Raw genomic sequence first — 12,775 nt, 5'->3', positions numbered from 1 at the left:
CCCACCCGTCCACCGCCTGCCGGCAATCCGCCAGGCACGTCGGCGCTTCCCGGTGCGACCGACCGCCAGGCCCCGCAAAGCCCCCCACGGCCTTCACGGAGCGTTTCGGTCGCGCCGGAGTGTGCCTGGCGGAGTACAGCATTTCGGTTGTCACGCCCTCGCCGAAAGGGGTTTCAACTGTGGCCGAAAGGGCGTGGTGACGTCGTGTGACGGCGTGCATACTCATGGGGCGGGGGGATTGCGGTTGCACAGGTGGGGGTTCGGTGCTGCGTATCCATTTCACTGGAGTGGACCTGGCACGCGTACGGATGGCAGGGCGTCCCGATGCGTTGTGGGAAACGATTCTGAGTTTTCACCGCTTAAGAGACCGGCGTGATGCACGTCTCTTCGGTGATTGGCGTACGGAAACCCGCAGCAGGTTGAATAGTGAAACACGCTTGCTCGGCGCGCTCATACCGAGCCGCGGCTATTTCCCGGATTTCCTGACGCCCGCCGAGGGGCAGTACGGCTGGGACGTGGGCCTCGACGCGCTGCGCGGCCTGGAGCCCGAGCGGATCCGGCGGGAGCTGGCCCTGCTCGGCACCGGCGCGCGCGTGGGAGCCGCCTTCGGCATGCCGCCGGGCGCCGGCGCCTCCGGCGGTGCCGACGGCGCCGTGCCGCGGCGGCTGCGGGAGCTCATGGACGACACCGAGGCGCACCTGCCGCGGCTCCTCGCCGAGCTGCGCGGCTACCACCGCGCGGCCGTGGCCCCGTACTGGACCCACATCCAGGCCCAGATCGAGGCCGAGCGGGCCGCACGGGGCCGCGCCCTGCTCGACGGCGGCGCGGACGAGCTGCTCGCCTCCCTGCCGCCGATGCTGCGCTGGAGGGCGCCCGTCCTGGAGTGCGACTACCCCGTCGACCGCGACGTGCGGCTGTGCGGGCGCGGGCTGCTGCTCCAGCCGTCGTTCTTCTGCCGGCGCACCGCTGTCACGCTGCACGACCCGGAGCTGCCGCCCGTGCTCGTCTACCCGGCCGCGGCGCAGCTCGTCTCGGCGGCCGCCGGAAGCGAATCGATTCGCCCCCTGGAGGAGCAGCGCCAGCGCACCCTCGGCAAACTCGTCGGGCACACGCGTTCCGTCGTCCTCCGCGCCATCGGCGACGGGGCGACCACCAGCGAACTCGCCCGACGGGCCGGTGTTTCCCTCGCTTCGGCGAGCCAGCACGCGTGCGTCATGCGGGAGGCCGGGCTGGTCACCACGCTGCGCCGCGGAAATGCCGTGCTGCACACGGTGACGCCGCTCGGGGCCGCCCTCCTCAAGGGCGGCGCGGTCGCCTCTTAGCGGGCGCGAGTGCCCGGCCCCCGGACCGCCGCGGTCCGGGGCGGTGCGCCGTACGGGCCCCCGGGCACCGATTTCCGCGGAGCGGCGTTCGGATACCGGCGCGGGGCCGGTCCTGTGAGGGCGATTTCCGGACACTCGGGCCGTCGGCCCCGCAGTGCCCCCGCGCCGGGGCGGGGCCGCCTTCCGGCAGCGCTGCGTGACCGGCCCGCCCCCGCCCGCGGGCGGCTCGAAAAAAGTTCCGCGGGGAGCGATGAGTTCCCCGCGGCCCCCCGGTCTCCCTTTCGACGGCGCCGGACAGGCCGCGCGCCGCACGAGGGAAGAGGAACCGCGATGCCCGCCACCATGATCTTCGTGAACCTGCCGGTCAAGGACCTCGAGGCGGCCAAGGCGTTCTGGGAGAAGGTCGGCTACACCTGCAACCCGCAGTTCAGCGACGACCGCGGCGCCTGCCTGGTGATCAGCGACACGATCTACGCCATGCTGCTGACCGAGGCCCGCTTCAAGGAGTTCACCCACAAGTCGATCGCGGACACCGCCACCAGCACCGAGGCGCTGCTCTGCCTGAGCGCCGACAGCCGCGACGAGGTCGACGCCCTCGTCGGGGCCGCCCTCGCCGGGGGGGCCTCCGAGCCGCGGCCCGCGCAGGACCACGGCTTCATGTACGGCCGGGCCTTCGAGGACCTCGACGGCCACACCTGGGAGATCGTGTGGATGGACCCGGCCGCCGTCCGGGGATGAGCCGGCCGGCCGCCCCGGCGGCGGCCCTCAGGCGACGGCGGTGGAGGTGGCGGCGGTCCGCACCGGGTAGGTCCGGACCGCCACCTCCTCGTCGTCCAGGCACCGGCCCGTCTCCAGGTCGAAGCGCTGCTTGAGCAGCGGCGACGCCACGAACGGCCTGCCCTCCACGCAGCCGACCAGCCCCCGGGAGAGCACCGACGCCCCCGTGAACGGGTCCCGGTTGTCGACGGCGTACGTCCACCCCGAGCGGCCGAGGAACACCGCGGCCTGGCCCCCGTCCGGCAGCAGCACCGCCACCCCCCGCCCGGGCGTCATCTCGGACAGCTCGCACACCGTCAGCCAGCCCTCGTCCACCTTGAGTTCCACGGTCATCATCGGGTGCCTCCCACAACTTCCAGCGGCAGCTGCCGGTCCAGTACGGCCAGGTCGGGCTTGACCTGGTCGCGCTCGGGCACGAACCGGACCGTGGGGTCCGGGGCGCCGGGCGCGTTGACGAACGAGACGAACCGGCGCAGCCGCTCGGGGTCCTCCAGCGTCTCGGCCCATTCGTCGCGGTAGTTCGAGACGTGGTCGGCCATCAGCGCCTCCAGTTCGGCGCACAGGCCGAGCGAGTCGTGGACCACCACGTCCCGCAGGTGGTCCAGGCCGCCCTCAAGCCGGTCCAGCCAGGCCGAGGTGCGCTCCAGCCGGTCGGCGGTGCGGATGTAGAACATCAGGAACCGGTCGATGAGCCGCACCAGTTCGGCGTCCGAGAGGTCCTGGGCGAGGAGGTCGGCGTGGCGCGGCGTGGCCCCGCCGTTCCCGCCGACGTACAGGTTCCAGCCGTTCGCCGTCGCGATCACCCCGAAGTCCTTGCTCTGCGCCTCCGCGCACTCGCGGGCGCACCCGGACACCGCCGACTTCAGCTTGTGGGGCGCGCGCAGGCCCCGGTAGCGCAGCTCCAGGTCGATCGCCATCCGCACGCTGTCCTGGACCCCGTAGCGGCACCACGTCTGCCCCACGCAGGACTTCACGGTCCGCAGCGCCTTGCCGTACGCGTGCCCGGACTCGAAGCCGGCGTCCACCAGCCGCGCCCAGATCCGCGGCAGCTGGTCCACGCTCGCCCCGAACAGGTCGATCCGCTGCCCGCCGGTGATCTTCGTGTACAGCCCGAACTCCCGCGCGACCTCGCCGATCACGATGAGCTTCTCCGGGCTGATCTCCCCGCCCGGGATGCGCGGCACGACCGAGTAGGAGCCGTTGCGCTGGAGGTTCGCGAGGAAGTGGTCATTGGTGTCCTGCAGGGCGGCCTGCTCGCCGTCCAGGACGTACCCGCTGGCGCCGAGCGTCGGCGCGAGGGACGCGATGATCGAGCCGACGGCCGGCTTGCAGACGTCGCAGCCGTCGCTGCCGCGCGCCGAGTCCCGGCCGTGCCCGTCGAGGAGCTGCTCGTACGTGGTCAGCCGCCGGGTCCGGACGATCTCGTACAGCTCGGCGCGGGTGAAGGGGAAGCAGCCGCACAGCCCCTTGTCCGTGGAGGCGGGCAGCAGCTGGCCGATGACCTTGACGCAGCTGCCGCAGCCGGTGCCGGCCTTGGTGCACTTCTTGACCTCGGGGAGGGTGGTGCAGGCGGTGATCTCCTTCTTCGTGACGTTGTGGCAGGAGCAGATCACCGCGGAGTCGGGCAGCGCGGAGGGGCCCAGCTGCGTCGCAGGCCCGAGGCCCGCGGGCAGGACCAGCTGGTCGGGGCTGACGGGCGGCACGCTGCCGGTCAGCGGGCGCAGCAGGCCGTAGGAGTCGGCGTCGCCGACGAGGACGCCGCCGAGCAGGACCCCGTCGGGGGAGACGACGAGCTTCTTGTAGACGCCGGAGCGGGAGTCGGAGTAGACGACGTCGAGGCAGTCGGCGGTCGTGCCGTGGGCGTCGCCGAAGGAGGCCACGTCCACGCCGAGGAGCTTGAGCTTGGTCGACAGGTCGGCGCCGGTGAACTCCTTGTCGCGGCCCAGCAGGTCCTCGGCGGCGGTCTCGGCCATCTCGTAGCCGGGGGCGACCAGCCCGTACACGCGGCCGTCGGAGGCCAGCGCGCACTCGCCGATGGCGTACACGTGCGGGTCGGAGGTGCGGCAGCGGGCGTCCACGGCGATGCCGCCGCGCTCGCCGACGGACAGGCCCGCCTCGCGCGCCAGCTGGTCGCGGGGCCGGACGCCCGCGGAGAAGACGACGAGCTCGGTGTCGACCGTGGAGCCGTCGGACAGGAGCATGCCCCGCACGTGCCCGTCCGGCCCGGTGAGGACCTCCTGCGTGCCGACGCCCGTGTGGACCGTCAGGCCCATCGCCTCGATGGTGCGCAGCAGGGCCGCACCGCCGCCCTCGTCGACCTGGACCGGCATCAGGCGCGGCGCGAACTCCACGATGCGGGAGGACAGCCCGAGGCCCTGGAGGGCGCCGGCCGCTTCCAGGCCGAGCAGCCCGCCGCCGACGACGGCGCCGGTGGTGCGGGTCTTGGCGTACTCCTCGATCGCGAGGAGGTCCTCGACGGTGCGGTACACGAAGCAGCCGGGCGCGTCCTTGCCGGGCACGGGCGGCACGAACGGATAGCTGCCGGTCGCCAGGACGAGCACGTCGTACGGGATCACGCTCCCGGACCGCGAGGTGACGGTACGGGCCTTGCGGTCGATGCTCTCGGCGGGGTCGCCGAGCCGCAGGTCGATGCCGTGCTGCTCCATGAACCCGGCGGGCGTCATGGACAGCTCCTCCGGGGTCGTGCCGGAGAAGTACGAGGTGAGGTGCACGCGGTCGTACGCCGGCCGGGGCTCCTCGCACAGCACGGTGATCCGGTGCGTGGCGGTGGCCCCGCGCTCGGCGAGTGCCTCCAGGTAGCGCTGGCCGACCATGCCGTGGCCGATGAGCACGATGGCGGGGGTGGGCGTGGGTGCGGCCATGATCAGGAGCCTCCGTCGTCGGTGATCAGGTGGAACAGGTCGGTCAGGGCCTCCTCGTCCTCCCAGCTGCGGGCCAGTGCCGCGACGCTGGAGAGTTCGCCGAGGAGGACGCCGCCGACGAGGCGGTCGCCGCGGACGACGACCTTCCGGTAGGTGCGGCGGGTGGCGTCGGAGAGCCGGAGCACGTCGTCGCCGGGGAGCGCGTCGGTCTCGCCGAAGGCGGCGAGGTCGAGGGTGCCCCCGCCGCCCGCCGAGAGGGTGAGGCGGGTGAGGGCGCGCGTCCCGGTGTACTGCGGCGGCGCGGATGCGGGCGCGGTCGAAGGCGCGGGGCCTCCGGTGCGGGGCGGGTGGGGGCCGGGCGCGGTGCCGGCCAGGACGGCGGCGAGGGCGTCGGCCTGCTCCAGCGCCGCACCCGCGAGGCCGTACACGCGGCCGGCGTGCTCGGCGCAGTCGCCGATGGCGTGGATCGCCGGGTCGCCGGTGCGCAGCAGGTCGTCCACGACGATGCCGGTGCGGACCTCCAGGCCGGCCGCGCGGGCCAGGCCGGTGCGGGGCCGTACGCCGCAGGCCAGGACGACGACGTCGGCGTCGAGCCGGTAGCCGTCGGCGAGCTCCACGCCGGTGACCCGGCGCCGGCCGGCGGGCCCGGGCCCGGCCGCGGATCCGGCCGGGACGGGGGCGGTGGTCAGTCCGCGCACCCGGCACTCGGTGTGGATCTCGATGCCCAGGCCGGCCAGGTGGGCGTGCAGCAGCGCCGCGGCGCCCTCGTCCAGCTGGCGCTCCATCAGCCGCTCGCCCTGCTGGGCGAGGACGACCTGGGCGCCCCGCTCGGCCAGCGCGCGGGCTGCGGACACGCCGAGCAGGCCGCCGCCGATCACCACGGCGCGCACGGCCGTCCCGGCTGCCACCGCCGCCGACAGGGCGAGGCAGTCGTCCATGGTGCGGAACGCGTGCACCCCGTCGGGGAGTTCCCGGCCCGGGGCCGACGCGGCGGGCGCGCCGCCGGGGTCGAACAGGCCGCGCAGCGGCGGCAGCACCGGGTTGGAGCCGGTGGCCAGCACCAGGGTGTCGTACGGCTCCGTGCTGCCGTCGTCGCAGTGCACCGTCCGGTCGGCCCGGTCGATCCTCACCGCCCGCACCCCGCGCCGCAGTACCGCTCCGGGCTCGGGGAGCGCCGCCACCTCCGGGGCGTACCGGCCCGCCAGCACCTCGGCGAGCAGGACCCGGTTGTACGGGACGTGCGGCTCCTCGCCGAGGACGGCGACCCGCACGGCCGGGGAGCCGCCGAGCCGCTCCGCGAGCCTGAGGCCCGCGAGACCGCCGCCGATCACCACCACGCGCTGCTGTTCCGAGGTCATGGCACGAGCGTGCGGGGAGGCTGTTTCCCCGCGGCATCACGCTTGTTACCCGAACGGAACGCCTGCCTCAGCGCCGCGCCGGACCCGCCGTGAGGCCGCTCCGGGCCGCCGGAAGGCCCCCAACCTCAACCTTTGCGCAAGTTTCCGACGATCGTTGGGTGCTGCACGGACCTCGTCCCTAGGGTCTTCGTGTGCCTGACATATCAACGACCATGCTCATCGTCCTGTGTGCGGCGGCCGCCGCAGCGGGCTGGATCGACGCCGTGGTGGGAGGCGGCGGCCTGCTCCTCCTGCCGGCCCTGCTCCTCGGCCTGCCCCACGCCCACCCTGCCACCGTCCTCGGCACCAACAAGGCCGTCGCCGTCGTCGGCACGACCGGCGCCGCCGTGACGTACCTGCGCAAGGCGCCCGTGGACGTGCGGCTCGCCTTCAGGATCGGCACGGCGGCCGTCGCCGGATCCGCAGGCGGCGCCGCCCTGGCCGGCGGGATCAGCAAGGACGCCCTCCGCCCGCTGATCATGGCGGTGCTCCTCGTCGTCGGCGCGTTCGTCGCCTTCCGGCCCGCCTTCGGCACGGCCCCGTCGGCCTCCCCGGTGAGCCGGCAGCGCGTCCTGCTCGCCATCGGCCTGGCCGGGCTGGGCATCGGCTTCTACGACGGGCTCATCGGTCCCGGCACCGGCACCTTCCTCGTGCTCGCGCTGACCGCCCTGCTCCACCTCGACCTCGTCACCGCCTCCGCCACCGCGAAGATCGTCAACGTGTGCACGAACGCGGGCGCGCTCGCGATGTTCGCCTACCAGGGCATGGTGCTCTGGCAGCTGGCCGCGCTGATGGCCGTGTTCAACCTGGCCGGCAGCATGATCGGCGCCCGCATGGCGCTGAAGAAGGGCAGCGGCTTCGTCCGCGGCGTGCTCCTGAGCGTCGTCGGCGCCCTGGTGGTCAAGCTCGGCTTCGAGCAGTGGGGCTGAGGCCCGCCGCCCGCAGCGCCCCGCGCCCCGCGACCGGCGCCCGGCCAGGCGGGCGCCGGGGCGCCGACACCGTCAGTACGTGCCCGTCAGGTGCGCGAAGACGACCACGTTGCCCTCGTAGCCGGTGCGCGGCGAGAAGTCCCCGCCACAGGTGATCACCCGCAGCTCGGCGCGGGGCGACGGCCCGTACACGCGGGTGTCCGGGAAGCGGTCGGCGTCGTACACCTCGACCGCGTGGACCGTGAACACGGCGGTGCGCCCGTCGGCCCTCCGCACCTCGATCGCGGCGCCGCGCCGCAGCGCCCCCAGCCGGTAGAAGACCGCCGGGCCGGAGGCGTGGTCGACGTGGCCGACGACCACGGCCGTGCCCACCGCGCCGGGGGTCGCGCCGTCGCGGTACCAGCCCGCCAGGTCGCGCCGGGCCGGGGGCGGCACGTCGAGGCTGCCGTCGGCGCCGAGCCCGAGCCCGGTCAGCGGGGCGTCCACGCCGATGGAGGGGATCCGTACGCGGACGGGCGGGGATCCGGGCAGCGGGTCGATCCCGCCGGGGTAGCCCGGCTGCCCGCCCCCGGCCAGCGCCTCGGCGGGGGAGGGCAGCGGGGGGCCGATGCGCTCCGCGGTGCCGCTGCCGACGAGCCAGATGCCGATGCAGGCGGTGAGCGCGACGATCCCGCCGCGGCCGGCCTGGCCGGTGCCCATGGACGACCCCCTCGGCGGTCGGTGTGCACTGCGTGGGACGGGCCGTCGCCCGGCCCCGCGAACGGGGGGACCTCGCGGGGCCGGGCGGCGGGGGACGGTACCGGGTCGGGGCCGCGGCCGGGGGCCGCGGCGGGCGCCCCTCAGCCCTGCGTGCCGCTCGCCCGGCGACGCAGGAGCCAGGTACCGCCGACGGCGGCCGCGGCCAGGACGGCCGCTCCCGCCGTGATCTTGGCGGGGTCCGCGGCGGTGGTCGTGCCACCGCCGACACCCGTGCGGACGTGGCCCTGCGGGCCGCGTTCGGTGACTTCCAGATTTCCGGTGGCGTACGTGCCGTTCGCGCAGGTGGCGCCGATGGCGTACGTACCCGGGCGGGTGCCGCCGGCGACCTGGAACTGCCCGACGGCGACCTCCTCGTGCGTGCCCCGGACCAGCTTGAAACGGCCGCCGCCGACCATGGTGGCGTCGCCGTCCGCATGCCCGCCCGACCCGCAGGCGGTCGTGTTCGCGGTGACCATGGCACCCGGCGCCGCCTTCTTCGGCCACACCTCCAGCACGGCGAAGTCGCCCGGGGCGAAACCCGCCGCCCCGGCGGACTGGCAGGCGACCGCGGCGGCGGTGAGCGCGGTCGCGGTGAGCACACGGGCGGTGCGGCGTCGCATGGCGGCTCCTGGTGGCACACGGACACGGGGCGTGCTCCCGTGGTAACCCGGCCCGCGCCCCCACCGCATGCTGATGGTGCGTCAGGCCATAGCCAGTGCGCCGGCGTCCGCGCTGGTCACGGGCCGGGGGCTGGGCCGAACGGGCGACGGGTACCGTACGGGCGCCGTCCGGGTGACACGGAGCCGGAACCCCCGTTCCGGGCCCGGGCCGCGGTGCGTACCGTGGAGGCGGCCCGGCCGGGACCGCGCGGGCCGCCGCCGAAGACGCGGCCCGCCCGGCCACGTCCCCGTCCCCGTCCGCCGCACCCGAGGGAGGCCCAGTGAGCCCGTCCGTCCGGCCCGAGGACCCGCATGCGGTCCGCCCGCCGGCCACCGCCGCCGAGCTGCCGTTCTTCGTGTACGGGACCCTGCGCCCCGGCGAGGCCAACCACGCGGTGTTCCTGCGCGGCCGCACCGCGGCCGAGGAGCCCGCCCGGCTGCCCGGCGCCGAGCTGTACGACGGCCCCGGCTACCCGTACGCCGTCCGGCACCCGGGGGCCCACGTCGTCGGCGAGCTGGTCACGGCGGCGCCGGGCGCGTACGGGGCGCTGCTGGCCGAACTGGACCGGCTGGAGGAGTACCACGGCCCCGGGCTGCCGCGGAACCTGTACGACCGGGTCCGCTGCGACGCGCTCCGCCCCGACGGCACCCGCACCGCGGCCTGGGTGTACCTGGCGGCCGCGCCGCTGGCCCGGCGGCTGCGGAAGTCGGGCACCCGGATACCGGGCGGGGACTGGCTCAGCCGCTGAAGGCGGGCTTCACAGGCCTTCGGCGCCGCGGTTGCGCAGGCGCTGCGCGTACTGCTGGAGCACCCACAGCTCCTCCTGCACGGCCGCCAGCTGCTCCGGCGGGGCGTGCGGGCCCATGCGGGCCATGGTGCCCGTGATCTCGTGGACCCGGCGGTCGACCGCGCGCAGCCGGACCTGGACCAGCTGGACGCCGGCGTACACCTCGTCCACCGTCCTGGAGTGGATGGCCTCCACGGCGAGTTCGGTGACGAGGGCGCGGACCGTGTCGTTCGGCGCGGCATCCCGGACCCGGGCCAGGTAGCCGTCCCCGCCGGCGGAGGCGCCGCCCGCGTCCTGGACGGCCTGCCGGACCGCCGCGTACGGCGGGGCGGTGAACTCGTCCACCCCGTACGCGTCGAACGCGGGCGAGACCAGCTCCGGGCGCTGCAGGGCCAGCTTGAGCAGTTCGCGCTCGGTGCGGTGCGCGGGGCTGCGCAGGTTCAGCGCGGGCCCGCCGGCGGGCGCCGCCGGCGCGGGCACGGCCTCGTACGGGCGCCTTGGCGAGGCCGGCCTGGGGCCGGGGCCGTCGCCGTTCGGCCGGCCGCCGCGTTCGCGGGCCCAGCGCGCGAGCTGCGCGACCCGCTTCACGACGAACTGCTCGTCGCGGATGCCGAGCATGCCCGCCAGCTGGACCGCCGACTCGTGCTGGATGGCGATGTTCTTGATGTTGGCGACGACCGGGGCCGCCTCGTCGAGGGCGGCCGCCCGGCCGGCCGGGTTCTCCAGGTTGTGCCGGGAGACGATGTGCCGCAGCGCGAACTCGAACAGCGGGGTCCGCGACTCCACCAGCGACGCCACCGCCCCGTCGCCCTGCGCGAGGCGCAGGTCGCAGGGGTCCATGCCGCCGGGCGTGATCGCGATCGAGGTCTCGGCGGCGAACTTCTGGTCGTCCTCGAAGGCGCGCAGCGCGGCCTTCTGCCCGGCCTCGTCGCCGTCGAAGGTGAAGATCACCTCGGCGGTGGCGTTGTCCATCAGCAGTCGGCGCAGGATCTTGACGTGGTCGCCGCCGAACGCGGTGCCGCAGGTCGCGATCGCGGTCGTCACGCCCGCCAGGTGGCAGGCCATCACGTCGGTGTAGCCCTCGACGACGACGGCGCGCGAGGTCTTCGCGATCTCCTTCTTGGCCAGGTCGATGCCGTACAGGACCTGGGACTTCCGGTAGATCGGGGTCTCCGGCGTGTTCAGGTACTTCGGGCCGTTGTCGTCGTCGCGGAGCTTGCGCGCGCCGAAGCCGACGACCTCGCCGCTGATGTCGCGGATCGGCCACATCAGGCGGCCGCGGAAGCGGTCGATGGGCTTGCCGCTGCGGCTGTCCTGGGCGAGGCCCGAGGTGATCAGCTCGCGGTCGGTGAAGCCGCGGCCGCGCAGGAAGCGGGTCAGGTGGTCCCAGCCGGCCGGGCTGTAGCCCACGCTGAAGTGCTCGGCCGCGGCCTGGTCGAAGCCGCGCTCGGCCAGGAAGCGGCGGGCGATCTCCGCCTCCGGGCCGCCGAGCTGGTCGATGTAGAACTGGGCCGCGGCCTTGTGGGCCTCGACCAGCCGGATCCGCTCGCCGCGGCCGCTGGTGCCCGCGGTGTAGCCGCCCTCCTCGTAGCGCAGGGTGATGCCGGCCTGGGCCGCCAGCCGCTCGACCGCCTCCGAGAACGACAGGTGGTCGATCTTCATGATGAAGTCGAGGGTGTCCCCGCCCGCCTGGCAGCCGAAGCAGTGGTAGAGCCCCTTGCTCGGGCTGACCTGGAAGGACGGGGACTTCTCGTCGTGGAAGGGGCACAGGCCCTTGAGGTTGCCGCCGCCCGCGTTGCGCAGTTGGAGGTAGTCGGAGACCACGGCGTCGATCGGGACCGCGTCCCGTACCGCCTTCACGTCGTCGTCGTTGATCCGTCCTGCCACCCGTGAAGTCTACGGCGGGGCGCCGCGAATCCCTCAGGCGCCCTCGCCCGGAACCAGGGAGGCCAGCGGGACGGACGGGTCCGCCAGCGCCTCGCGGTCGACGACCGCCTTCGACCTGATCAGGGCCTGGATGTGGCCGGTGACGTCCCACACGTTGACGTTCATCCCGGCGAGCACCCGGCCCTGCGACAGCCAGAAGGCGATGAACTCGCGCCGGGCGGCGTCGCCGCGGATCAGGACCTGGTCGTAGCCGCCCACCGGGGCGTATCCGGAGTACTCCATGCCGACGTCGTACTGGTCGGAGAAGAAGTACGGCACCCTGTCGTACGAGACCTCCTGCCCCAGCATCGCCCGCGCGGCGGCCGGGCCGCCGTTGAGCGCGTTCGCCCAGTGCTCCACGCGCAGCCGGGTCCCCAGCAGGGGGTGGTGGGCGGCCGCCACGTCGCCGGCGGCGTGGATATCCGGGTCGGAGGTGCGCAGCGAGGCGTCCACGGCGATGCCGCCGCCGTGCTCCCGGTCCACCAGCGCCAGCCCGGCGGCCTCGGCGAGCGCGGTGCGCGGCGCGGCCCCGATCGCGGCGAGCACCGCGTGCGCCGGGTGCTCCTCGCCGTCGTCGGTGCGGACGGCCAGCACCATCCCGTCCTGGCCGACGATCTCGGTGAGCCGTGCCCCGAAGTGGAAGCGGACGCCGTTCTCGGCGTGCAGGTCGCCGAAGAGCCGCCCGATCTCCGGACCGAGCACCGCGTGCAGCGGCGTCGCCAGCGGCTCCACCACGGTCACCTCGGCCCCGTAGCCGCGGGCCGCCGCCGCGACCTCCAGGCCGATCCAGCCGGCCCCCGCGATCAGCAGGTGCCCGTTGTCCCTGCCCAGGGTCGCCAGGACGCCGCGCAGCCGCTCGGCGTGGGACAGCCGGCGCAGGTGGTGCACGCCGGCCAGGCCGGTGCCGGGGATGTCGAGGCGGCGCGGCTCGGCGCCCGTGGCGAGCAGCAGCTTGTCGTAGTGCACGGCGGTGCCGTCGCCGAGGACCACCTTGCGGGCGGCCCGGTCCAGGTGCACGGCGGGCTGGCCGAGGTGCAGCTCGATGTCGGCGCGCGCGTACCAGGACGGCTCGTGGACGAAGACGCTGTCGCGCTCCTCCTTGCCCTGGAGGTAGCCCTTGGAGAGCGGGGGCCGCTCGTACGGGTGGTCGCGCTCGTCACCGATCAGGATGACCCGCCCCCTGAACCCCTCGGACCGCAGCGCCTCCGCCGCCTTGGCCCCGGCCAGTCCCGCGCCGACGATGACGAACGTCCTGTGTGCGTCGACCACCTGATGCCTCCTCATAACCTCAGCGCCACTTGCGAGCACCTGCGAGGGTCCCGCACCGAGCGGGCCGCGTGAAGGGGGAGTGGCCCGA

The 12,775-nt window shown here is 74.6% G+C and carries 11 protein-coding genes; 4 read left to right on the top strand and 7 right to left on the bottom strand.

Features of this window, described 5'->3' with window-relative positions:
• The first annotated feature begins 263 nt into the window (after positions 1–263).
• Both C0216_RS25140 and C0216_RS25135 read left to right on the top strand, forming a co-directional pair.
• Complete coding sequence (locus C0216_RS25140) at positions 264–1,322, top strand: ArsR/SmtB family transcription factor (protein ID WP_114057479.1); 1,059 nt, start codon at positions 264–266, stop codon at positions 1,320–1,322.
• A 330-nt stretch (positions 1,323–1,652) separates the two neighbouring features.
• Positions 1,653–2,060, top strand: a complete 408-nt coding sequence (locus C0216_RS25135) for a VOC family protein (protein WP_114057478.1) — start codon at positions 1,653–1,655, stop codon at positions 2,058–2,060.
• A gap of 27 nt (positions 2,061–2,087) precedes the next feature.
• Here the strand turns inward: C0216_RS25135 and nirD are convergent, their stop codons facing one another.
• Genes nirD through C0216_RS25120 form a run of 3 tightly spaced genes read right to left on the bottom strand, consistent with a single transcriptional unit; the run spans position 2,088 to position 6,339 of the window.
• A complete protein-coding gene (gene nirD, locus C0216_RS25130) occupies positions 2,088–2,435 on the bottom strand; it encodes a nitrite reductase small subunit NirD (protein ID WP_114057477.1) in 348 nt (115 codons plus the stop codon).
• Positions 2,432–4,981, bottom strand: a complete 2,550-nt coding sequence (gene nirB, locus C0216_RS25125; RefSeq protein WP_114057476.1) for a nitrite reductase large subunit NirB — start codon at positions 4,979–4,981, stop codon at positions 2,432–2,434. Before nirB ends, nirD begins: the two co-directional genes overlap by 4 nt.
• Before the next feature lie 2 nt (positions 4,982–4,983).
• Positions 4,984–6,339: an NAD(P)/FAD-dependent oxidoreductase gene (locus C0216_RS25120; RefSeq protein WP_114057475.1), complete on the bottom strand. Its 1,356-nt coding sequence runs from the start codon at positions 6,337–6,339 to the stop codon at positions 4,984–4,986.
• A gap of 191 nt (positions 6,340–6,530) precedes the next feature.
• On the opposite strand from C0216_RS25120, the gene C0216_RS25115 reads away from it, so the two are divergent.
• Complete coding sequence (locus tag C0216_RS25115) at positions 6,531–7,307, top strand: sulfite exporter TauE/SafE family protein (RefSeq protein WP_114057474.1); 777 nt, start codon at positions 6,531–6,533, stop codon at positions 7,305–7,307.
• Positions 7,308–7,379: 72 nt separating this feature from the next.
• Here the strand turns inward: C0216_RS25115 and C0216_RS25110 are convergent, their stop codons facing one another.
• Both C0216_RS25110 and C0216_RS25105 read right to left on the bottom strand, forming a co-directional pair.
• Positions 7,380–8,006, bottom strand: coding sequence for a class F sortase (locus C0216_RS25110; protein ID WP_114057473.1), 627 nt, complete (start codon positions 8,004–8,006; stop codon positions 7,380–7,382).
• A gap of 140 nt (positions 8,007–8,146) precedes the next feature.
• Complete coding sequence (locus tag C0216_RS25105) at positions 8,147–8,665, bottom strand: hypothetical protein (RefSeq protein WP_114057472.1); 519 nt, start codon at positions 8,663–8,665, stop codon at positions 8,147–8,149.
• A gap of 383 nt (positions 8,666–9,048) precedes the next feature.
• Between C0216_RS25105 and C0216_RS25100 the strand changes: the two genes are divergently transcribed.
• The gene (locus C0216_RS25100) at positions 9,049–9,453 is read left to right on the top strand and encodes a gamma-glutamylcyclotransferase family protein (RefSeq protein WP_114058898.1); all 405 of its coding nucleotides are present in this window, start codon (positions 9,049–9,051) and stop codon (positions 9,451–9,453) included.
• A gap of 9 nt (positions 9,454–9,462) precedes the next feature.
• Here C0216_RS25100 and dnaG read toward each other — a convergent pair whose 3' ends face one another.
• Both dnaG and C0216_RS25090 read right to left on the bottom strand, forming a co-directional pair.
• Entirely contained in the window at positions 9,463–11,379 is a 1,917-nt protein-coding gene (gene dnaG, locus C0216_RS25095; RefSeq protein WP_114057471.1) for a DNA primase, read from the bottom strand.
• Positions 11,380–11,412: 33 nt separating this feature from the next.
• Positions 11,413–12,687 carry an NAD(P)/FAD-dependent oxidoreductase gene (locus C0216_RS25090; RefSeq protein WP_114057470.1) on the bottom strand — a complete coding sequence of 425 codons (1,275 nt, stop codon included), beginning with the start codon at positions 12,685–12,687 and terminating at the stop codon, positions 11,413–11,415.
• Positions 12,688–12,775: the final 88 nt, after the last annotated feature.

Origin of the sequence: Streptomyces globosus (assembly GCF_003325375.1) — a bacterium.
Lineage (GTDB): Bacteria > Actinomycetota > Actinomycetes > Streptomycetales > Streptomycetaceae > Streptomyces > Streptomyces globosus_A.
The sequence above is the reverse complement of the archived record's forward strand: the minus strand, read 5'-3'. Positions and strand labels throughout refer to the sequence as shown.

Coding starts and splice junctions, on each gene's coding strand:
- C0216_RS25135 (WP_114057478.1), top strand. CDS start 1,653: ATGCCCGCCACCATGATCTTCGTGAACCTGCCGGTCAAGGACCTCGAG.
- nirD (WP_114057477.1), bottom strand. CDS start 2,435: ATGATGACCGTGGAACTCAAGGTGGACGAGGGCTGGCTGACGGTGTGC.
- nirB (WP_114057476.1), bottom strand. CDS start 4,981: ATGGCCGCACCCACGCCCACCCCCGCCATCGTGCTCATCGGCCACGGC.
- C0216_RS25120 (WP_114057475.1), bottom strand. CDS start 6,339: ATGACCTCGGAACAGCAGCGCGTGGTGGTGATCGGCGGCGGTCTCGCG.
- C0216_RS25110 (WP_114057473.1), bottom strand. CDS start 8,006: ATGGGCACCGGCCAGGCCGGCCGCGGCGGGATCGTCGCGCTCACCGCC.
- C0216_RS25105 (WP_114057472.1), bottom strand. CDS start 8,665: ATGCGACGCCGCACCGCCCGTGTGCTCACCGCGACCGCGCTCACCGCC.